The sequence below is a fragment of the Exiguobacterium sp. s22 genome, assembly GCF_018617455.1.
Lineage (GTDB): Bacteria > Bacillota > Bacilli > Exiguobacteriales > Exiguobacteriaceae > Exiguobacterium.
The window spans coordinates 226,800-248,524 of the sequence record NZ_JACSKD010000003.1; the positions used below are offsets into that span (position 1 = coordinate 226,800).

The 21,725-nt window shown below is 47.6% G+C and carries 23 protein-coding genes; 10 read left to right on the plus strand and 13 right to left on the minus strand.

Going from position 1 to position 21,725, the window contains the following annotated elements:
• Positions 1 to 113: 113 nt before the first annotated feature.
• The 3 genes from KNO94_RS07590 (at position 114) to KNO94_RS07600 (ending at position 2,325) form a co-directional block, all read left to right on the plus strand.
• The gene (locus KNO94_RS07590; protein WP_015880292.1) at positions 114 to 461 is read left to right on the plus strand and encodes a PadR family transcriptional regulator; all 348 of its coding nucleotides are present in this window, start codon (positions 114 to 116) and stop codon (positions 459 to 461) included.
• Positions 448 to 1,410, plus strand: a complete 963-nt coding sequence (locus KNO94_RS07595; protein WP_214778635.1) for an HAAS signaling domain-containing protein — start codon at positions 448 to 450, stop codon at positions 1,408 to 1,410. Before KNO94_RS07590 ends, KNO94_RS07595 begins: the two co-directional genes overlap by 14 nt.
• Before the next feature lie 78 nt (positions 1,411 to 1,488).
• Positions 1,489 to 2,325, plus strand: coding sequence for an aldo/keto reductase (locus tag KNO94_RS07600; RefSeq protein ID WP_214778637.1), 837 nt, complete (start codon positions 1,489 to 1,491; stop codon positions 2,323 to 2,325).
• 36 nt (positions 2,326 to 2,361) lie between these two features.
• Here the strand turns inward: KNO94_RS07600 and KNO94_RS07605 are convergent, their stop codons facing one another.
• From KNO94_RS07605 to KNO94_RS07620, 4 genes are all read right to left on the minus strand, one after another.
• Positions 2,362 to 3,174: a MetQ/NlpA family ABC transporter substrate-binding protein gene (locus tag KNO94_RS07605; protein ID WP_214778639.1), complete on the minus strand. Its 813-nt coding sequence runs from the start codon at positions 3,172 to 3,174 to the stop codon at positions 2,362 to 2,364.
• 20 nt (positions 3,175 to 3,194) lie between these two features.
• On the minus strand, positions 3,195 to 3,857 hold the full coding sequence (locus KNO94_RS07610) for a methionine ABC transporter permease (protein ID WP_214778640.1): 663 nt from the start codon (positions 3,855 to 3,857) through the stop codon (positions 3,195 to 3,197).
• Entirely contained in the window at positions 3,850 to 4,596 is a 747-nt protein-coding gene (locus KNO94_RS07615) for a methionine ABC transporter ATP-binding protein (RefSeq protein ID WP_214778642.1), read from the minus strand. The genes KNO94_RS07610 and KNO94_RS07615 overlap by 8 nt, the downstream gene beginning before the upstream one ends.
• A 109-nt stretch (positions 4,597 to 4,705) precedes the next feature.
• Positions 4,706 to 5,446, minus strand: coding sequence for a hypothetical protein (locus KNO94_RS07620; protein ID WP_214778644.1), 741 nt, complete (start codon positions 5,444 to 5,446; stop codon positions 4,706 to 4,708).
• 195 nt (positions 5,447 to 5,641) lie between these two features.
• On the opposite strand from KNO94_RS07620, the gene adhP reads away from it, so the two are divergent.
• From adhP to KNO94_RS07640, 4 genes are all read left to right on the plus strand, one after another.
• Complete coding sequence (gene adhP, locus KNO94_RS07625; RefSeq protein ID WP_214778646.1) at positions 5,642 to 6,670, plus strand: alcohol dehydrogenase AdhP; 1,029 nt, start codon at positions 5,642 to 5,644, stop codon at positions 6,668 to 6,670.
• 113 nt (positions 6,671 to 6,783) lie between these two features.
• Complete coding sequence (locus tag KNO94_RS07630; RefSeq protein ID WP_214778648.1) at positions 6,784 to 7,209, plus strand: MarR family winged helix-turn-helix transcriptional regulator; 426 nt, start codon at positions 6,784 to 6,786, stop codon at positions 7,207 to 7,209.
• Between the two features lie 88 nt (positions 7,210 to 7,297).
• On the plus strand, positions 7,298 to 7,846 hold the full coding sequence (locus KNO94_RS07635) for a CarD family transcriptional regulator (protein ID WP_251125873.1): 549 nt from the start codon (positions 7,298 to 7,300) through the stop codon (positions 7,844 to 7,846).
• A 112-nt stretch (positions 7,847 to 7,958) separates the two neighbouring features.
• On the plus strand, positions 7,959 to 8,873 hold the full coding sequence (locus KNO94_RS07640) for a methyl-accepting chemotaxis protein (protein ID WP_214778650.1): 915 nt from the start codon (positions 7,959 to 7,961) through the stop codon (positions 8,871 to 8,873).
• Between the two features lie 62 nt (positions 8,874 to 8,935).
• On the opposite strand, the gene KNO94_RS07645 is transcribed toward KNO94_RS07640, so the two are convergent.
• The 3 genes from KNO94_RS07645 to KNO94_RS07655 form a co-directional block, all read right to left on the minus strand.
• A complete protein-coding gene (locus KNO94_RS07645; RefSeq protein ID WP_214778652.1) occupies positions 8,936 to 9,370 on the minus strand; it encodes a hypothetical protein in 435 nt (144 codons plus the stop codon).
• Between the two features lie 277 nt (positions 9,371 to 9,647).
• Positions 9,648 to 10,016 carry a hypothetical protein gene (locus KNO94_RS07650; protein WP_015880279.1) on the minus strand — a complete coding sequence of 123 codons (369 nt, stop codon included), beginning with the start codon at positions 10,014 to 10,016 and terminating at the stop codon, positions 9,648 to 9,650.
• Positions 10,017 to 10,248: 232 nt separating this feature from the next.
• The gene (locus KNO94_RS07655) at positions 10,249 to 11,748 is read right to left on the minus strand and encodes a malate:quinone oxidoreductase (protein WP_214778654.1); all 1,500 of its coding nucleotides are present in this window, start codon (positions 11,746 to 11,748) and stop codon (positions 10,249 to 10,251) included.
• 192 nt (positions 11,749 to 11,940) lie between these two features.
• Here KNO94_RS07655 and KNO94_RS07660 point away from each other — a divergent pair, with 192 nt between their 5' ends.
• Together KNO94_RS07660 and KNO94_RS07665 are read left to right on the plus strand one after the other, a co-directional pair.
• A complete protein-coding gene (locus tag KNO94_RS07660; RefSeq protein WP_214778656.1) occupies positions 11,941 to 12,402 on the plus strand; it encodes a DUF2691 family protein in 462 nt (153 codons plus the stop codon).
• Positions 12,403 to 12,429: 27 nt separating this feature from the next.
• Positions 12,430 to 12,987, plus strand: coding sequence for a histidine phosphatase family protein (locus KNO94_RS07665; RefSeq protein WP_214778658.1), 558 nt, complete (start codon positions 12,430 to 12,432; stop codon positions 12,985 to 12,987).
• An 11-nt stretch (positions 12,988 to 12,998) separates the two neighbouring features.
• Here KNO94_RS07665 and KNO94_RS07670 read toward each other — a convergent pair whose 3' ends face one another.
• The 4 genes from KNO94_RS07670 to KNO94_RS07685 form a co-directional block, all read right to left on the minus strand.
• Positions 12,999 to 13,862, minus strand: coding sequence for a DegV family protein (locus tag KNO94_RS07670; RefSeq protein WP_214778660.1), 864 nt, complete (start codon positions 13,860 to 13,862; stop codon positions 12,999 to 13,001).
• Positions 13,863 to 13,978: 116 nt separating this feature from the next.
• The gene (locus tag KNO94_RS07675) at positions 13,979 to 14,461 is read right to left on the minus strand and encodes a methylated-DNA--[protein]-cysteine S-methyltransferase (protein WP_214778662.1); all 483 of its coding nucleotides are present in this window, start codon (positions 14,459 to 14,461) and stop codon (positions 13,979 to 13,981) included.
• Complete coding sequence (locus KNO94_RS07680; protein WP_214778664.1) at positions 14,448 to 15,341, minus strand: DNA-3-methyladenine glycosylase family protein; 894 nt, start codon at positions 15,339 to 15,341, stop codon at positions 14,448 to 14,450. The genes KNO94_RS07675 and KNO94_RS07680 overlap by 14 nt, the downstream gene beginning before the upstream one ends.
• Entirely contained in the window at positions 15,338 to 15,886 is a 549-nt protein-coding gene (locus KNO94_RS07685) for a bifunctional transcriptional activator/DNA repair enzyme AdaA (RefSeq protein ID WP_214778665.1), read from the minus strand. Before KNO94_RS07685 ends, KNO94_RS07680 begins: the two co-directional genes overlap by 4 nt.
• 171 nt (positions 15,887 to 16,057) lie before the next feature.
• Here KNO94_RS07685 and mprF point away from each other — a divergent pair, with 171 nt between their 5' ends.
• Complete coding sequence (gene mprF / locus KNO94_RS07690) at positions 16,058 to 18,550, plus strand: bifunctional lysylphosphatidylglycerol flippase/synthetase MprF (protein WP_214778667.1); 2,493 nt, start codon at positions 16,058 to 16,060, stop codon at positions 18,548 to 18,550.
• 47 nt (positions 18,551 to 18,597) lie between these two features.
• Here the strand turns inward: mprF and KNO94_RS07695 are convergent, their stop codons facing one another.
• Entirely contained in the window at positions 18,598 to 20,988 is a 2,391-nt protein-coding gene (locus KNO94_RS07695; RefSeq protein WP_214778669.1) for a carbohydrate binding domain-containing protein, read from the minus strand.
• Positions 20,989 to 21,169: 181 nt separating this feature from the next.
• A complete protein-coding gene (locus KNO94_RS07700; RefSeq protein WP_214778671.1) occupies positions 21,170 to 21,712 on the minus strand; it encodes an NUDIX hydrolase in 543 nt (180 codons plus the stop codon).
• Positions 21,713 to 21,725 lie beyond the last annotated feature (13 nt).

A 21,725-nucleotide genomic window follows, 5' to 3' on the forward strand; every position in this document is an offset into this window, starting at 1 on the left:
TTTATTATCCCAAAATCAGGAAATGACTCAACGTTTTTTATTCATATTGATGTATGATAACTTATAGTGTATGATATACAGTATAAGGATAAACGAATGAAGGAGGCGAAAAAATGTCCGATGTAAAAGCCTCGTTAGTGACGGAGTTGCGGCGCGGCACATTGACGATTGCGGTGCTCAGCCAATTGAAGACACCCCAATACGGCTATTCTCTCGTTCAAGCACTACTTGATGCCGACATCAACATTGACCAGAGTACGCTTTACCCACTCTTGCGTCGACTTGAAAAACAAGGACTCGTCACGAGTTCCTGGGACACGACGGAGAGTCGACCTCGCAAGTACTATGTGCTCAGCCCAGACGGAATGGATATTTTGAATGAGTTGTACGTGGAATGGATGAACATGTCGAAAACATTGACCCGTCTAATTGAAGGAGGAAATGATCATGAATCTTCGTGATGTGTATATCGATGAAGTCACCTCTCGAATCCCAGAGTCGATGCGGCAAGACATCGCACTCGAATTGGAATCGACCATTGATGACATGACTGGAAATGACCCGTCTGAAGCGGCTTTATTTGAAGCATTGCGCCAACTCGGCGACCCTCATATCCTCGCTGCTCGCTATGCGAACCGGCCACTCTATCTCATTGGTCCTGCCCTCTTCACACAGTATGTGAACATCATCAAGATCGTCTTACCAATTGCCGTCACGGTCGTCACCATTCTCTCCATCATCGGTTATTTGACCAATCCCATCGACGACACGTCTTGGAGTCAATTCTTGATTCAAGCATTCCTTCAAACTGGGGCGGCTATCTTCAATGTCGTCGTTCAGACACTATTCTGGATCACCCTTACCTTCTTCATCATTGAGCGTGCCGTACCTGAGGGTGAAGTGCCCTTCTCGAGTTGGAAACCTGAACAACTCAAGAAAGTAAAGCCACGTTCGACCTCGATTTCTTTTGGTTCGATCTTGTTTGACTTGGTCGCCACCGTTCTCCTGGTCGTCTTGTACGTCAACGCCGAGCAGATGGTTCGTGTCGTCATTAATGGCGAATCCTATCCGCTGTTCAATTCGTCGGTCTTGGATCAATTCTTCCCGTTTGTCATCGCCTTGGCCGCCTTTGGCATCGCCATCGCCATTTACAAATGGATCGTTCGACACTGGACAAAGCCGCTCGCCTTGTGGAATACCCTCTTCAATATCGTATGGATTGCCGTCACGGCGCTCATTTTACTGCAACCCGATTTACTTTCTTCTAATGTCCTCTCATTGATCGCTGAACAAACTACAATCGACATCGAAACAATCAGCCAATGGGCTGTGTGGAGTATTCTGTTCACGGTAATCGTCGTGTGTATCCTCGATTTGACTGAAGGGTTGATCAAAGCGTTTCGACGTTGACCTCACATTCAAACGTTTCATTTCCGAGGAAAGTGGAATACCCGACTAGAGAACGGATTTTGAATGGGGAGGCATTTGATGGGTATTCCAACAATCAAGCTACATGACGGTTATGAGATTCCGGCCATCGGACTCGGAACAGTTTATTTAAAAGGTGAAGCAGGGGTCGACGCCATTACGTGCGCCATCCGGAACGGATATCGACTCATCGATTCGGCGATTCGCTACGACAATGAAGGTGCAGTCGGTGAAGCGGTTCGTCAATCTGGCATCCCGCGCGAACAGCTTTTCTTAACATCAAAATTACGCGCGCAATATTACGACTACGACCAAGCACTCGAGATGATTCGGGAGTCCTTGTATCGGGCGAATCTCGACTATTGGGATTTGTTCCTCTTGCATTGGCCAAACCCGAAACAAGACAAGTACGTCGAGGCATGGCGTGCCTTGATTCAAGCGAAGAAAAATGGATGGATTCGCTCCATCGGGGTATCGAACTTCATGCCGGAGCACCTTGACCGCTTGATTGAAGAGACGGGAGAAACACCGGTCATCAACCAAATCGAGTTACACCCGTACTTCTCGCAAGTCGAACAGCGGCAAGCCGACAAAGAACGCGGCATCATCACAGAAGCGTGGAGCCCGCTCAGTCGCGCCCGCACGGTCATCCATGACGAGAAGATCACAGAGCTCGCGAAACAAAAAGGAAAGAGCGTCTCTCAAGTCATCTTACGTTGGCACGTGCAACTTGGGGTCATCCCGCTCGCCCGCTCGTCTAGCGAGTTACACCAAAAAGAGAACCTCGACGTCTTCAACTTCGAATTGACCGAGGAAGAGATGGAGACGCTCAATGCGTTGACGAAGCAGGATGGTCGCATCGATGACCAAGACCCGCGAGAATACGAAGAGTACTAAAAAAGATTGAGCCACCTCAGGCTCAATCTTTCTTGTTTAAAACGCCGGAATCGCCGTCTCTTCGTAGTTTTCTTCTAAGAACGCACGGACTTCATCACTTGTGAGCGCTTCGCCGAGTTTTTGAATTGATTCGTCATCCTGATTGTCTTCACGTGCGACGAGCGTGATGGCGAAGTCGTTCTCGACACCTTCTGTTAGGAGTGCATCACTCTTCGGTGTCAAACCGAGTGGTGCCGCGTAAGCCGGTGTCATCAAGACCGCATCGACATCATCGTACGCTCGCGCGAGCATCAACAAGTCAACTTCTTCAAACTTGAAGTTTTTCGGGTTCGATGTGATATCAGCTTGTGTATAGTACGTGCCTTCTTTCTCTCCGAGCTCGATCACATCATGTTGTGCGAGAAGGGAGAGCGAACGGTCAATGTTCGATACGTCGTTGGCGATGGCGAGTGTCGCGCCTTCCGGGAGGTCTTCCATATTGTCATAGTTTTTCGCGTATACGCCGTAGTTTGCGAAATAAATCGGTTCGATGGGAACGAGATTCGCATCATTGCTGCGGTTGAACTCTTCCATGTACGGGACGTGTTGGAAGAAGTTCGCATCGACTTCTTTTGCCGCAAGTGCCGAGTTCGGTTGGACGTTGTCTCCGAGGACGACGATTTCGAGTTCGATGTTCTCTTCTGCAAGCTGTTCTTTCGCGATCTCAAGCATATCTGTCATCGGTGGGATGAGTGACGCGACTTTCAACGTCTGTGGTTCGTTCACTTGTTCTGTTTGTGTTTCTGTGTCGTTCCCGCATGCAGCGAGGACGAGTGTGAGCGAGGCAAGAAGTGCCATCAATTTTTTCATATTCATTTCCTACTTTCTATTTAGCGTTTGTCGATGATTCGTGCCACGGTCGTGCCCGTGAATTGGATCAATTGCACGAAGACGAGCATGATGAGAATCATATAGAGCATGAGTTCTGTCTGAAATTGCTGATACCCATAGCGGATGGCAAAGTCACCGATGCCACCGCCCCCGACGACCCCCATGATCGTCGAGTATGAGATAAAGCTGATGATGGATGTCGTCAATCCAAGGACTAGACCAGATCGGGCTTCGACGTAAAGAAACTTGAAGATGATGTCTTTCACCGACGCCCCCATCGAAAGCGCCGCTTCGACAACACCGCGCGGAACATCAATCAACGACTGTTCGACGAGGCGCGCATAATGCGCGATGGCAATAATGGAAAGTGGCACGGTCGCCGCCGCTGTTCCGATGGCCGTCCCGATAATGAGCCGTGTAAATGGAATCAAAAACACGACGAGTAACAAGAATGGGAAAGACCGGACGATGTTCACGACCAAGTTAAGGACGGAGAAGACGACTTGGTTCTCTAACAATTGTCCTTTACGTGAAAGGTATAGCCACGTGCCTAACGGAAGTCCAACTAGGATTGCAGCGAGAATTGATACCCCGACCATCATGAACGTTTCGGCGATGGATTGCCAAATCTCTGATTGATAACGCACCAAGATGTCAGGCATTTGATTCACCTTCCTCTCGCAACTGTTCAACGAACCAACTTGGGTTTTGATCGATGGCGAGCACACCCATCGGCTCCCGTTCAATCGTCTCATGAACGGCGCCGTCTGCCATGACGGTGACGCGATGACAGATTTGACGGATGACATCCATCTCATGTGTGACGAGGACGATGGTGACGCCAAATCGTGCATTGACCGACTGGAGGACACGCAGTACTTCCGCCGTTGTGTTCGGGTCGAGGGAAGAGGTCGGCTCATCGCATAGGAGTACACTCGGCTCACTCGCGAGTGCCCGAGCGATGGCGACACGTTGCTTCTGTCCCCCACTTAACTGGGAAGGATATTTATCGCGATACGCTTCGAGTCCAACGAACTGGAGACATTCCATCACGCGTGTTTCCCAAGATGATTTCGGTCGTTTGGCAAGCTTCAGTGAATCGAGGACGTTATCAAAGACGGTCTTATTGGCGACCAGATTAAATTGTTGAAAAATCATACCAATCCGATGGCGCTTTTTGCGGAGTTCCCGATTGGAGAGCTCGGTCAACTGGTCGCCATCGACTGTGACGCTCCCGGCATCCGGTTTTTCCAACAAATTCATCAATCGAAGAAGCGTCGACTTCCCGGCACCGCTCGCGCCGATGATGCCGTAAATCTCTCCTTTTCGAATGTGAAGCGATACATCACGAACGGCCACCTCTTGTCCATAACGTTTATGGACGGACGACAATGTGATCATGGCGGACATCCTTTCTATATCTCGTGAGTGAGTCAACCGTTTACCATTTTAGCGAAGTAAAGAGTTGATGTCAGGTCATGTGCTCACATGAAAAGAACCGCACTGCGGTTCAGAGTGAATGTCGTTTGAAGTGTTCAGCGATGTGTCGTTTCATGGCGTCTCGATTTTCGGCGAAGATGCGATGGCGATGACCGTTCCCACCAGACGGATGTGGAAACCCGCTCACCACGCGTTCCTGATCCAAAAGACCTCGCTCCACCAATAACTCCACGGCTCGTCTTACGTTCACGCCCATCGGTAGAATGAGGGCATCTTTCAGCTGGGCCATCTCTTCTGCGAAGGTTCCTTCTACGTACGGTCGAAACAGCTCCGTTCGAATCATATCCGGGCTCGATCCGTTATAGTTCTTGCCTTTATAGAAGACGGGATAAGGGAGAACCGCCGTGTTTTGTACAAGATGGTTTGCTGACCCGAACAAATCGAGGGAGGATTCGATTGCTAAATGATGATGTAACTCCAAATCATCTAGCATCGTCACTAAGTTCTTTCGAATCGGACCGGAAAAACTACCACGTTGTTTGACTGCTCGAAGTGCCTCTTCGTCCGTTGCATCCTTCAAGTCACGGATTGCCTCGAACGACTGACGCATCTGATATAAACCTGGCGTGATTCCCGCGATGACGACTTTTGCCTTTGGATTGATGTATTCGAACGGTGCATAATAGATGTCGAGTTGTTTCTTTTCATCACGGTCTAACAGAAAGTCTTCACTTTTCAACATTTCTTCTTCTAAATTTGATAGCTGCAAAATCTTTGATTTATACGTGTGAAATAATGCTGTTCGTGTCATATAAACAACACTCCTTTCGTCTACTTTCTCTATCTCTATTTCCCTAAATCTTTGTGTGAGAAAAGTTTATCTTTCAGACAAACGCTATTCAAGAATAAAGCGCTTTCAATCCATTTTTTGTACTATTCTGACGATGAGATTGAGAAATGATTTTCCATCAGATTCGCTAAATTCTCACAAGGAGTGTGTTCAGACATGAAAGCAGTCGTTGTCAATTCAGCAAGCAAAGCCAACATCGAAGTCGTTGAAAAGGAAATTCGTCCATTACAGGCGGGTGAAGCGCTCGTCGATGTCGAGTACTGTGGCGTTTGTCACACAGACCTTCACGTCGCGGCCGGTGACTTCGGGGATGTGCAAGGACGCGTGCTTGGTCATGAAGGGATCGGGATTGTGTCAAAAATCGCGGACGATGTCAAAAGTCTAAAAATTGTAGACCGCGTCAGTATCGCCTGGATGTATCATGCATGTGGTCGCTGTGAATATTGTACGACGGGACGGGAGACGTTCTGCCGAAACGTTCAAAATGCCGGATATAGCGTGGACGGCGGTATGGCCGAACAAAGTATCGTCGTAGCCGACTATGCCGTCAAAGTGCCGGAAGGCTTGGGCCCTGCGCAAGCTTCGAGCATCACATGTGCCGGCGTCACGACGTATAAGGCAATCAAAGTCGCAGACGTGAAACCTGGGGAGACGGTCGTCATCTACGGTTGCGGTGGACTCGGCAACCTAGCCATCCAATATGCGAAACACGTCTTCAACGCACACGTCATCGCCGTGGATTTGAACGATGATAAGCTCGAACTCGCAAAAGAGAGTGGTGCTGATTTGACGATCAACCCATCGACTGAAGGAGATGCAGCTGACATCGTACAAGAAAAGTTCGGTGGGGCCCACGCCGCTGTCGTCACGGCCGTCTCAAAAGTCGCCTTCAATTCGGCAGTCAATGCAGTCCGCGCTTGTGGGAAAGTGGTCGCGGTCGGTCTACCTTCTGAAACGATGGATTTGAACATCCCTCGTCTCGTCCTCGATGGAATCGAAGTGGTCGGCTCACTTGTCGGGACACGGAAAGACTTAGAAGAAGCCTTCCAGTTCGGGGCAGAAGGACTCGTCGTGCCGGTCGTTCATAAACGCTGTCTTCACGAGGTACAAGACGTGTTCGAAGAGATGGAGCAAGGGAAAATTCAAGGACGTACGGTCATCGACTTCAAAAATAAAGACTGCTAATCAAAACGGGGCCTTATGCCCCGTTTTGTTCTAGATTAGCGTTGACGGGGTATAGTTGCTTTTGTATAGTTAGGAACGTCTAAAAGCCGGAAATGAAAGAGGAGTGACTTGATTTGACTCCATCAACGTCAACCCGTCTACTTGATTTATTGTCAGAGCGCAATGATCAAGTTCGACGTATGAGTGAACAATCTTGGAATGAACAAAGTGATATCCAACTCTCGAACTCGGAATGGTATATTCTCGCGACACTTTATCAGTCGAAAAGAACGATTGCCGAGGTTACGCGCAGTGTCCATATTTCTCGACAAGCGATTCATAAATTGATTAAGAACCTCGAAAGTAAATCGCTCGTTCTCGTGACAGACCATCCACAAAATCGAAAAGACAAATGTATCGAGTTGACCTCGCTCGGTCACACTTGTTATGAGCAAAACGAGACGCTCAAAGCACAACTTGAGCAACGGATCCAAGAAAGTATCGGCCAAGAGGCGTTCGAACAATTGAAAACCATTCTACGCTTGGATTGGAAACTATGACCGTGTCAGCTTGATGGTGACACGGTTTTTCATATGCATACATGCCTCGAAACGTCAACCGAGTTGACATTTCATCTTCTGAATGACTATGCTTATAGGTAAGGAAGAGGTGATCGACTTGTTTAAAACTGGAGACTTAATCATCTACTCGACCCATGGCGTATGTCGCATCGACGACATTTCGGACAAAACGGTCGCAGGAGAGACGAAATCGTACTATACGCTTCACCCCATCAACAACTCACAAAAGTTGCAGATCAGCATTCCCGTCGACAATGACAACGTGATGATGTTGACGTTACTCGAAGCAGATGAGGCATCAGAGATTTTAGAGTCGTTCCGCTCGCCTGGCGTGGAATGGAATCCGCATTCCAACAATCGCAATCGTGAATTTTTGAATGTCGTGCATTCAGGAAACCGTCACGAGATTGCCCAAGTCGTGAATACATTGAGCCGTCGACACATCGAGGCACTTCAAGCGAACAAAAAGCTATACGAACAAGATCGTAAAATTTTAGAGAACGCCAAAACCATTTTGGTGAAAGAACTCTCACTCGCCCTTGAACGTTCAGAGAGCGACATCGAACGTCAAATCGGTGAGTACTTACATGAAAGCATGGCGACACCCACACCTTGACCCCTTCCGTTTGGAAGTGGTCTTTTTTGTTCTGTCACAATAATATACTTTTTTTGACATTTTTCATGTATCCTAAAACAAATACACCAACTGATATAGGGAGGATGTTAGGATGCAACTGCACTCTAGTACGACCCATGTCACCGACACGCACGTCGTTCGGGCAATCGAAAACAATCTGGCCATCATTCGTTTTGATGAACATCGTCGCGTCGCCTACGTCAACGAGATTTTTGCCAAAACGATGGGCTACGAAGTCAAGGAACTGATGGGACGCCCCCATCGTGACCTTTGCTTGCCCGAGTTTGCGAACAGTCCCCAATACGACCTGTTTTGGCGTAAACTCATGCAAGGATTGAGTTATCACGACAAGATTGAACGACGTGCCGCCGATGGTCATAGTGTCTGGCTAGAAGCGACCTACATGCCGATTTTCGATGACGCCAATCAGAACGTCATCGGCGTTTCAAAGATTGCGGCCGATATCACGTCACGGCAACGAGACGTACTCCACATGGCGAATGACCTTCAAGAGACGTCTGAATACTTATCCGCTCAGTCCCAAATCGGGAAACAAGACGGAGAACATGTCCTCGAGAACGTCAAACTAATCGAGCAAGAGTCGACTCAAAACCTAGAGCACTTAAAAGCGCTCCAACAAGAGGCGAAGACGATCACAGATATTGTCCGAACGATTCGCGAAATCGCTGCCCAAACCAACCTCCTCGCACTCAATGCCGCAATCGAGGCGGCACGTGCAGGTGAACATGGACATGGCTTCAATGTCGTCGCGACAGAGGTACGCAATCTCTCGAACAAAGTCTCGCTTTCTATCACAGAAGTGAATAACAACATCGAAGGCATCGTCAAACGCATCGATGACGTGTCGACGAGCATCGGACGAATCTCTCATAAAGTCAAAGATAGCTCCGGACAACTCGAACAGACAGTCCGCGAGTTTGAAAAACTGGCGGATTCAGCCGCCACACTCGAACAGCAGGCGAAGACGTTCTTACGGATGGTCTAATATACTAAAACCGTTCACTACAAGCAAAGACGATGTGTCTCGCTTCGAGTGAACGGTTTTTATCATCTCTCATTAAATTGGTTTAATACATCCTCTCGTAACTGTTGAAACGCATTTCCTTTCCATCCATAGTACTTCAAGTGCTTCGTGCAAAACACGACGCCTGTCGCCCCATCAGGATAGTTGATTGGAATGGGACCCAAGTCAATCCAGTCTTTGAGCCGATAAGACCGATTGTAAACCGATGATTGTATCATCTTGTTGGCGATTAACCATTTCATCAAATCACGTGTCGCATCCAGACTATGCACGATGACGACAGCTGGAGTATGTTCACGCATTAATTTGTGAAACCATTCTTGACCGCTTTGTTTAATAGAAGGATGAATTGCTTTTAGTTTTTTTGCTGTCGGCGTCGCATACGCATTGATATTCGTCTCTAACACTTCAATCGCTTCATTCGACTGCGTTTCTAACTGATTAACCAGTTGATTCAATCCAATCCTTGTCTTTGAAAAAGGTCGCTTCCCCTTTTCTATGTTCTTCTGCTGAATGAATGTTAGAAACGATTCCCGGTCCATTATTAAATCAATGTATCGATCGACATCATGATCCACATCTGTTTTCAAAATCGAAGAGGCCGGATTAATGCCTACAATGAAAACATTGGGGTTCGACGTTTTGCATTTACTGACAAACGGTCGTAAGTATTCATTCGTAGTACCCCTCTCAACAAACTCTTTCAATCCGATTCGATTCATGAGACACCGCTCCCTATTCATCTTCAATTTGGAGTGACTCTGCCGACGCCGTATTCGTAATTTTGTGATAGTGCTCAAATTCGTCTGTCACTTCCTCTAGATATTCAGGACCGACGAATAACACGTTTGTTCCCTTCTCGACTAATACGAGAGGGTATCCTTGAAATGTGACCGCATCAATCACATCCTGTACGTTCGACAGAATCAATGTGTCCTGTGTAGGATGAAACAATCTCACTTCGTGGAGGTCGAGCCATTGCAACACACGTTTGAGTTCCCATTCTCCGTCTAACGCTATGGAGACGAGGACATAATGATCGTTCTGACGCATCAGCACAGCAAAACAATCAGCGAGTTGAATCGACTCTGTCTTCAATTCCATAGCATACTCCTCATAGTTCGGAATGACACAATACTCAAAGTGATCATCGTATGTTCGCAGATGACGTAAATAACGCGCATATTTTTTCTGCTCCCACTGACTCAATTTAATCGGATCGATGACGTACCCCTCCTTTTATATTCCTATTTTTGTAAATACCCACTTTATTGGATCCCTCCCACATAATTCAAAGAAAAAACGAGCATACGATTGTATACTCGTCTTGAATCTATTAATTGTGGACCATGTCCTTTTCCTCTAAACCGAGCGTGACCGCCGTCGATTCGTGAATCGTCTTGAATAAATCCGGGTGTTCTGACAGCTTTAAGCCATACGACGGGACCATCTCTTTGATTTTCGGTTCCCACTCCGGTAAGTATTGCGGGAAGCACTGCTCGAGCACTTTCAACATGACGTGCACGGCCGTCGATGCGCCTGGAGAAGCACCGAGAAGTGCCGCGACCGACCCATCTTCGGAACTGACGACTTCCGTTCCGAATTGAAGTGTTCCTTTTCCTTGCGGTGTATCTTTGATGACCTGCACACGTTGCCCCGCCACGACGATTTCCCAATCTTCGTTCTTGGCGTTCGGGATGAATTCACGGAGTTCATCCATCCGTTTGTCGTGAGACAAGAGTACCTGCTCGATCAAATACTTCGTAAGTGGCATCTCTTTCGCCCCTGCGGCAAGCATCGTGATGACGTTGTTCGGCTTGACCGAACGAATCAAATCCAAGTTCGATCCTGTTTTTAAGAATTTCGGCGTGAAGCCGGCGAACGGTCCAAACAGCAACTCTTTTCGTCCGTCGATAAAGCGTGTGTCGAGATGTGGGACCGACATCGGTGGTGCCCCGACCTTCGCCTTCCCATACACTTTGGCATGATGTTGCTCGATGACCTCACGATTTTTACAAACGAGGAAGAGACCGCTGACCGGGAATCCTCCGATTTGTTTCGATTCCGGAATCCCTGTCTTTTGTAAGAGCGGCAAACTGCCACCACCGCCTCCGATAAAGAGGAACGGTGCCGTATGCGTCTCAATCGTGTTCCGAGACATGTCCTTCACTTTCACTTCCCAATGACCGTTCTCGAGGCGCTTCACGTCCTCGACGCTATGACCGTAGTTGAGCTCGACCCCATTCGATGTGAGATGGTCAAACAACATACGTGTCAATGCGCCAAAGTTCACGTCTGTTCCTGAGTCGATTTTCGTCGCGGCAATCGGTTCATCCGATGTCCGTCCGTCCATGATGAGCGGGATCCATTCCTGTAATTGACTCGGGTCGTCTGATAAGACCATCCCTTCAAACAATGGATTCGTTGTGAGCGCTTCCAAACGGCGTTTCAGGAAATCGACATTCTTCTCCCCTTGGACCATGCTCATATGTGGAATCGAACGAATGAAGGCACCTGGATTTTCAATCAATCCCTGCTTGACGAGATGCGCCCAAAACTGACGTGAGATTTGGAACTGCTCGTTGACGTTGACTGCTTTGGAGATGTCGATCGTCCCATCTGCGTTCTCTGTTGTATAGTTTAATTCGCAAAGTGCGGCATGTCCCGTACCTGCGTTATTCCATTCGTTTGAACTTTCTTCCCCTGCTGCATCGAGCTTTTCGAACACTTTGATGTTCCACTCCGGTACGAGCTCTTTAAAGAGTGAACCGAGCGTTGCGCTCATTATTCCTGCCCCAATCAAAATGACGTCTGTTCTCGTTTGCGTACTGCTCATGAAAACCCCATCCTTATCCCCTGAATTTTTTTGTCATACAACCGAAGAATCCCCATTCCTCAATCATATATTTTATAATCGTTATACCGATTATAACTCTTTTGTGATGAATGATAAGGGTTATGTATGATTTTTTGTGCTGAAACTTTTTATGAACGTGTAATGATTCTTTGAAACGTAGGAGGTTTTCTTTTGAGACGTGGCGTACGTTTTACAATACCTAATCGATACGGTCATTTTTTGCAAGAAATTTTGAATACAATCCCTATAGAACAGTATCAATGGAGCGTGGTAGATGAAGAGTCTTACATCGTAGAGAACGGGGAACTTAATCGTTTGTTGTTTCCAGATTCCACAATAATCGATGGTCATCAATTCGCTGAACTGCTCACACAACATGAGCACTACCTAATTTTTGTCGATATCAAAGCGTTTCAATCTGATATGTCCTCGGAAATCGTAACGTATGAAGACTTTTTACAAAGTACGTGTGAATTCGCTCTGCTGGTGACCGACAGTCAAGACGTCACCATGTATTGTAAAGACCCACAGATGCTCAACTCCCTCTATGAAAATGCTGCTTTGCATGGATTTGGGGATATCACATACATCACCAGTCATAATGACTCGATGACACGCTTATCTTGTTGGTAACTAGACATCTTGAAAAGGAGAATCCACATGCCTACACTCTATTTGATTCGCCATTGCTCTGCCGCTGGCCAAGAAGCTGACGCCCCACTTACGGAAGCCGGTCACACCCAGTCCTTACTGCTTCGCGACTTCTTTTCTGAACCCACAATCGACCGAATCATCTCAAGCGATTACACTCGTGCGATTGCTTCAGTCACACCACTTGCCGATGCTCATCACCTTTCAATCGAACGTGAACCGTTACTGAGAGAACGCATCCTGTCTCATGAACCACTCGAAGACTGGCTAACCCCACTACGTCAGTCGTTCAGCGACCTGACATTCAAACTACCTGGTGCCGAATCTGCTGAAGAGGCAACACATCGTATCCTACAAGTGGTCGAGAGCGCCATTTCACAACAGGTTTCCACTCTACTTGTGACGCACGGCAACTTGCTAGCACTTCTATTACAACATCTCGACCCACGATATGACTTCGAGACGTGGCGTACGATGTGTAACCCGGACGTCTATCGTCTAGATTTTAACGACAGCACGCCAGTCATCGAGCATATTTGGCCAAACGAAAAAGCCGTCTCGCGATGAGACGGCTTTTGTTATTTCTCCACGAAGAACATCGAGATGGCACCGAGACCGACGTGTGTCCCGACGGAGACCCCCATCTGCATGAGATGAATATCGCCTGTGAAATTTGTTTCGGTTTCAATTTTTGCTTTCAAATTTTCAGCAATCCGCTGATCCGAAGTATACCCAATGATGGCAAAGTTCGTGATGTTCGGATTGATTCGTTTGGCAAACTCGTCGGTATAGTGTTTGAGCACTTTACGCGTACCACGTTCTTTTCCAACGATGGCACCTTTTCCATTTTTCATACTCATAATTGGCTTCACCATGAGTAACTTTCCGATGATAGCGCTCGTATTTGAGATCCGTCCACTTTTAATCAAATGGTCCAAGTCATCCACGGACAAGAAATGCTTCACTTTAGTCTTATACGTCTCGTTAAAATCAACGAGCTCCTCAAACGATGCACCAGCTTCACGCATCTGTGCACTCTTCAGTAGTAACCAACCGCTACCGTGGCTCATCGAACGAGAGTCGACGACATGAATCTTCACGGGTGAATCAGGATGCGCCTCTTCAAAGTACTCTTTTCCGATAACCGCTGATTGATACGACCCACTTGTCCCACTCGACATGCAAATACAAAGAACCTCCTCATGACCAGCTGCGACCGCATCTTCCATCAATCGTAAGAACGTTGCCGGACTCGGCATTGCTGTCGTCGGAAACTCCGGTAGCGCTTCCAACATTCCGTAAAAATCATCCGGCTGGATATCCACCCGGTCCTGGTAAGACATATTGTTCATGGTAATGATCAACGGCGCAATCCCGATGTTGTACTGTTCGAGCACTTCATCTGATAGATCACACGTTGAGTCAGCTAATAATTTAATCATGCATTCCTCCAAAAACCTTTTCCATTAGTGACGGGAATCATCCTACAACTTCGTCTGTTTCGACGTCACGATAGGACCTCCTTTAGTGTAGCAGATTTGGAGGGGGAAATGTTTTTTTACTGGGTTGAATGCGCGACTTGCTTCTCGTGATGTAAAAGCCATTCTTTTCGCCATAATCCGCCGGCATACCCGGTCAATTTTCCATTGGATCCGATGACGCGATGGCAAGGCACGACGATACTCAACTTGTTTCGACCGTTCGTCGCCCCGACCGCTCGGACGGCTGTTGGTCGCTGCACTCGCTCAGCGAGTTCTCGGTAAGAAGCAGTCTCCGCATACGGTATCGTTTGTAACGAACCCCACACCTCTAGCTGAAACGTTGTACCCATTTGTTCAGTCGGAAACGTGAACGTCATTCGCTCCCCACGAAAATAGGCATCCAACTCATCCCGACACTGTCGTAACACACCTGGGACATCCTGATCAGGTAAGTGCACCTCATCTCGTTCGACAAATAAAATCGATTGGATGACTTCTTCGGTTCCAACGATTTCAATCACGCCGATTGGCGTCTTCATCTCCAATTTATACGTCTCCATATAATGACCTCCATAGATAGAACGTTGCGTATCCTTCCCATCCTTGCCAATGCTCCCCGTAACGTTTCACGTCTTCGATTGTCGGCTTTTCAGATACTCCTAATCGATGCTGGATTGCTTGATGCAATCCGACATCCGCCACAGGGAAAGCCGATGCCTCTTGAAAACACTTCATCAAGACATAGTCTGCTGTCCATTCCCCGACACCCCGAATCGCGAGTAGGTGTTGACGGATATCAGCTGAAGAATGTGATTGCAGAGTCGTTCTCGACAGGTTTCCATTCGTTATTTCCCGTGCAATATCAATAATGTACTCGGCTTTTCGGATGCTGAACTGAAGCTCACGCAACTCTTCTGGCTCGAGCAGAGCGATTCGTTCCGCACGTGGGAACGTCCAGTACTCTTGATCTCCTATGACTCGATGGTCTCCATATCGTTCAACGAAACGTCGTTTGATTGTATACGCGAACGATAAAGTGATCTGTTGCCCGATGATGGCCCAAGTCAGCGCCTCGAACAGATCGGGAAATCCAATCATCCGTAATCCGCGATGTGATTCAATCAAAGGTGCCAACAATTCATCTTTCGCACCCATCGCTTCAAATGGGGCCAAATCGCGCTCAAGGTCTAACCAGTCTCGTACCTCACATGCGACACGTTCTTTCTCTATATCTGATACTTCATCGACCGGGAACCGTACAAGAATGTGATTCTCCTCTTCTTGGAGCTCGATTAGAATGAGCCGTTCCCCGATTCGGATTAGCTTTCGAACCGTGTCATGCGTTGTCACGTGGAGCACTTCTTGTTTTGATCGACTCAAAAAGACGAGACACTCTTGAAAATCAAAAGGCTGTTGAACAGCGAGTAGCATCTCTGTCATATGTCCTCTCCTTTTCGATACGTATTCGGTGTGCAGCCCTTTACTTGTCGGAACACGCGGTAAAAGTTCGATGGCGTTTGAAACCCGACTTCATAGCAGACCGTCAGATTGCTCATATCGGTCGTTCGCAATAAGTAAGTCGCCTTATCAATCCGAATTTGCTCCAATTGTTGCCGTGGCGTCTTCCCGGTCGCTTGAGTGAACGTTCGCTCTAAGTGAAAAGGACTCATTTGAACATGCTCAGCAATCTGTTCGAGGCGAATCGGTTGTTTGTAATGTTCCACAAGATACGCCATGATTTGTTTGACGAGCGCATGGTGTGGCGCATGCTCCACTTCCGGCTGGCATCGTTTGCACGGTCGGAACCCGTTCGTTTCTGCTTCTTGTTTGGTCATGTAAAAATCAACATTCTCTTTTTTTGGTTTGCGGGAACGGCACGATGGTCGGCAATAGATCCCCGTCGTCTTCACAGCCGTATAAAATAATCCGTCATACGTCGCATCACAGGCGATTACTTTCGACCACTTTTCTTCAAACGTCAGCATCTCCACACCCCTTTCTACTTTCACTGTAGCAAATCTAAAATCCACATTTCGTCCTTTTTCTTGCGCTTACAGTCCCTTCTTTTGAAACGTTTTACAGATTTCAGCCGTATCCTATAGTACGATTTAATTAGAAGACGCTGTCAGTCATATGACAGATAAGGAGAAAATCTCATGCGCACTCGTTTTTCATGGAAACAATTAAAATGGCTCATCCCTATAGCGTTAATCGCCTTAATTTTGATCCAGAGTGGACAGGAGTTAAAAAACCTCTCCCTCGCGACCGCCTTCACGACATTGAAACAACTGACCGGATGGGAGCAGTTCACACTCATCCTACTCGGCGGATTCGCTGTCTTGACGATGACCGGGTATGATTACTTCTTGCTCCGCTCGCTACAGATTCAATTACCGAAGCGAAAAGTCGCACAAACGGCATGGATCACGAACTCGATGAACGGCATGCTCGGATTTGGTGGAGTGATTGGGATTGCCCTTCGTACATCCCTATATCGTCCTTATACAGATACGAAGCGTCTGCTTCGTGCCATCGGATGGATGACACCGACACTTATCAGTGGTCTTTCCATCCTCTCAATCGGTGTGCTCTTTGGTATTTTCCCAGCCGATGCACTCGTTGGGACGAAACCTTGGATTTGGGCCGTATTGCTCACAGTAAGTGCGATGCTCCCGTTTTATCTGTTCGTCACCTCACGCCGGTCAAATGTCGGTTGGTCTACCTTACTCGGTTACACGATGACTTCCCTTGCGGAATGGGTCAGTGCCGGGATTGTGGCTGTCTACGCGTTATCATTACTTGACGGAACCGCCACATTCACTCAACTGTTTGGGGTCTTCATCGTCGCAACGGTCGTCGGTGTCGTCTCCCTCGTTCCGGGCGGTGCCGGTACGTTTGACTTGCTCTACCTCGTCGGGATGACACAACTTGGGATTCACCAAGACATCGTCCTTTCTTCTTTGATCATCTATCGGTTCGTTTACTTTGTCATCCCATTTTTAATTGGACTCTTTCTGGCGGCAATCGCCTTTGGAGATCAGGTCGTCAAACAAATCGAACATCGACCAATCATCGGATCGTCTTATGAAATCGGAACCGTCGTATGGCGTGTCGTTTCTCGGGCACTTGCTAAGATTGGGCGCTTAGCAGGCAGTTTGATTGCCTTGATGAGCAGTCTCATCATCTGGTTTCAGACACTTCTCCCGAGTGTGACACCACTCTATGAAGTGAATCGCTGGTTCGAGTGGATTGGGACGCTCCTCTTACTGAGCGCCGGACTCCTCATGTTCCTATCTGTGTATGGGATGTATGTACGGACCAAGCGAACGCTTTGGTTGCTTAACACCGCATTCATCTGGGCAACGATCGGTGTCATCGCCCGAGGCTTAAATTTATTTGAAGCCTTCGTCGTCATCGGTTTTGCGACGTTTGTTTGGTTAACACGAAAACGTCATGTCCGATACAGAACGATTTTAACGACCGGACGCCTCATCCGAAACCTATTCTACGTTCTGCTTTACGTTGGCTCTCATGCCTTCTTACTCCAATCCTTTGCCGGAACGGATGCTTTATTTTTCACGTCACATCAAGCGGCATGGCTGACGGGTTTATTGCTTCTGCTCACTATGATTGTCGGCAGTACACTCCTTCTCTTGTTCGACCGTTGGAAACGTCCTGAACTCGGAGAATCCTACGACGAAACAAGAATGAGGAACTTCCAAGAAACGTACCCTACATCAAGTAGCTTTGATTTGGTTCATATGGCAGACAAACGTTTCTATATGAACGAGGCTGGAAACGCGTGTCTCTTATTTGCGACAGCTCGGAACCATGCGATTATTCTCGGAGATATCCAAGGTGAGCGACAGGCCGCAACTGAACTGTTAACGCGTTTTATTGAAGATGCGGATCGAATCGGATATATTCCTTTATTTTATCAAATCACACCGAATTGGATGCCACGGCTTCACGATGCCGGCTTCACGTTCTTCAAACTAGGGGAAGAGGCGACGATTGACGTCTCGACCTTCTCCTTATCTGGGAAGAAGCGCGCGAATATGCGCTCGCTCTACAATCAATTTGAGAAGAAGGGCATCACGTTCGAGATCGTCTGTGAACCGAGCCTCTTGCTGTTACAAGAGTTAAAAGACATCTCGGACGAGTGGATCGGGAATCGAAACGAAAAAGGTTTTTCTCTCGGATTTTTTGACTACGAAACGTTGACACGTTATCCGATTGCCTTATTGCGAGATGCGGACGGTATCGTCGTAGCCTTCATTTCGCTACTCCGGGGAGACGGGGCCATTTCAATCGATTTGATGCGTTCAAAAAATAACGCGCCGACCGGATCGATTGAAGTGTTAATCCTTCACATTATCGAATGGGCGCGCGCAGAAGGCTATGAACGTGTTGGACTCGGTGTGGCACCACTTGCCGCCGTTGGTGAGCAGACGTTCTCTCATTGGCCGGAGCGCGTCGCCGCCGACATTTTTGAAAATATCAGTTACATCTATCCGTTCAGTGGCTTACGACAGTTCAAGCAAAAGTTCAAACCGTCGTGGGAAGGACGCTATCTCGCATTCCGACAACGTCGTAAACTACTGCCATCAATCTTACGGACAGCGCGATTGATTAGTCGGAAACGTTGAAAAACAGGAATTTCTCACGACGAGAGATTCCTGTTTTGTGTATCCTCTTATTTCAACGTCACACTCACGTTATCAATCGTGATGTCATGAGCACCGAGTGGCGACCCTTCTGTGCGTCCCATCAAGAACTTCAATCCTGTCATATCCGTCACCGGCATCGTCACTTCAAACGTGTACGTGTTCGTTTCTGGTGTGACCGAAACGACTTCGCTCAAATAGCGATAGTAGCCGGCATTTTCCAATGTCACTTCGAATGAACGAGCGACTGTAGAAGATGCATCGAATTGAACGACGTACGTTTGATTTTGTTGTAACTCGAGACCGCCTTGTTCCATGAGGACACTCCACGCTTCGTTCCCTTCTTGCGTAATTGAGATATGTGCCGCCTCATTCACCGCTTCGACAGCAGCCTGTGCGTCAAAGTGGACATAGGAGCCCCAGTTGGTGAGACCTTCTGTGAATGCACCGTTTTTAAGTGGAGACGGGTCGATATAAACCGGTGTGACATCGCGCAACTCGACGTCATCGATTTCAATCACACCTTTTTCAGAACCGAAAATGAACTGAAGCTGACTCATGAGGTCCGTTCCGGCTTCCATCGTGAACGGAACTTCATACGTATCGAATGCTTTAGATAGCGCGATACGCTCTAGCGGAAGGTAGGCATTCCCATCCATTCCGTTCAATCCGACTTGAATACCATCTACACGTTCTGCACGGGCTTTGAAGCGAAGAACGTATTCATGTCCTTCTTGCAATTGAATCCCTTGTTGCACCAATGTGGCCGGTGCTCCTTTTTTCTTATTTGTTTCGAAACGGAAGAGACGCTCTACCGGATCCACTGTTCCTGTCCCTTTCGTGACGCCTGGGTCAAACGTCCAATACGTCATGCGATCCATCGCACCTTGGTCGAATGTACCGTTATATACGTGATTCCCGTCTCCGAGCATCGGTTTTGTCGCATTCGGATCGAACGCCTCACGAGGTGTCTGCTCGACACGGACATTTCCGATTTGGACACCCGATGTGCTGAGTCCGACATTGAATTCGAGACGTGCCGCAAGATCCGTTTCTTCTGTCATATCGAATGTCATCGAGTACGTTTGGACGTCTGTCGTCAAATCGAATGACCCTTCATCTGAATATTTTGCATAGCCTCGGTCCGGACCACCACCGACTTTAACAGCGATCGAACGTGCCGCATCTGCCTTAGCGTCAAACGTCACTTTATAGTGACCACCTTGTCCGAGCGATACGTTTTGAATCAATTGGTGCGAGTATGGTTGACTTCCCGCTTGATCAATCGAAATGTCAGCAAAACGTGACCCTGCCAAGTCGATCACATCGATGGAACCGACGCCACCAAAGTCAGGGAGCGCCACATAGTTCCAATACGTCGGGTTGAGTGCCTGTGCACCGTTCGTTACCGTCGTAATCGGTTCAATGTAGTCTTCGTCATAGACAAGGTTTCCATCTTTTAAAGGTTGTTTCGCCCCTTCTGGTAACACGACTTCCTCATCCGAGTACATCGGTTCGACAGCATCGCGATACTTCCCGTTCTTCAAGTCAAAGACACGAACGTAATCGACTTCCATGTCGGCAGGGAACGGTGTCGTCTCATCGACGTCTCCATCAAACCATCCACCGACCGCCAAGTTCATGACCAAATAAAAATCTTGATCGAATGGCGCAGGATAGCTATATTTTGAGGCTTTGTTTGCTTCTTTCGCATACCAGTCATTTTGTGTCTGATAGAGTTGACCATCTACATACCAACGAATCTCGCCAGGCTCCCACTCGACCGCATATGTATGCCACTTGTCGATGCCGTCACCTTCTGCGAAATGATAGTCTTTCCCTGTGTACTTGTTGTTTGGCCATGTTTCCCCGTAGTGAATCGTACCAGCAACTTTTTCCGGCTGACTGCCCCATGACTCCATGATGTCAATTTCACCAGATGCTGCCCACCCACCATAACGGTCCTCTTCTGGGAGCATCCAAAATGCCGGCCACATTCCTTTACCGGTCGGAAGTTTCGCTCGCATCTCGTAGCGACCGTATGTCTTACTGAACGTGCCCTTCGTCGTCAACTTCGCTGATGTGTAGTCATAAGTACCAAATTGATCCGATGCTTGCTCTTTTTTCGCACGGATGACGAGCTTCCCGTCTTTTACGAAAGCGTTTTCGTTTTTGTCCGTATAAAATTGCTTCTCATTGTTTCCCCAACCAGCAGCGACTGGATTTCCATCTTTGTCGACAATCCAGTTCCCCGTTTCAAAATTCCATTTCGAGTGATCAATTTCAGTCTTGCTAAACTCATCTGACCAGACAAGTTTCCACTTGGCGTCGTCGGCTTTTGAACTCTTTTCAGCTGGTACTTCTTGTGGCAATGACAAGACGAGACCTGTTCCGAGTGCGAGTGCAACCCATTTCTTCATCATGTGTCCTCCTTCAGGATAAGTGATGGCAATCTGTAAGTTCGTTCTTTTGAAAGCGATTTCCGAAAGCGCTTTCGTTAATTTCATTATAGATTTTTATCCATTCCAACTTCAACCACTTTTATGAACTGCAATCAAAATGACATAAAAAAAGCATCGACTCATGTCGATGCCTACACATTTACGAATCCACTTTCACTGCAGCTTTATGATTGATTCCTCCCCATTGTCCTCGCATCGCAAACAGCAACGGAATCATTGGTTCATGGTATGGAATGAACTCATGTTGTTGAATCATTTGAAGAATTGTCGCTTCATCCGCCCATTTCACAGCCTGTACTTCAGATTCTTGAAGCATCAACTCATTCAAGTCTACTTCCGTTTCCACTAAATAAATGTCGTCAAATCCTTCATCAAAGTTTATCGTCAGATGCGGTCGCGTTGTGGACAGGTCGAGTTTTAACCCGATTTCTTCTTCGAGCTCCCGCATCGCGGCTTGTTGGCTCGTATCTCCTACAGTCGCACTTCCCCCGACTGTGATGTCCCACATATTAGCCCAACCATCCTTAAATGGTTGACGCTGTTGAATCAACATCTCACCTTTTTTGTTAAAGATACATACGTGAATCACAAGGTGATACTCACCTTCTGGCAATCGACTTCCCCGTTGCCACGTGCGACCCGTCTTTTCTCGGTCGACCGTATATACATCCCAAAATTCCATTCGATACTCCCCT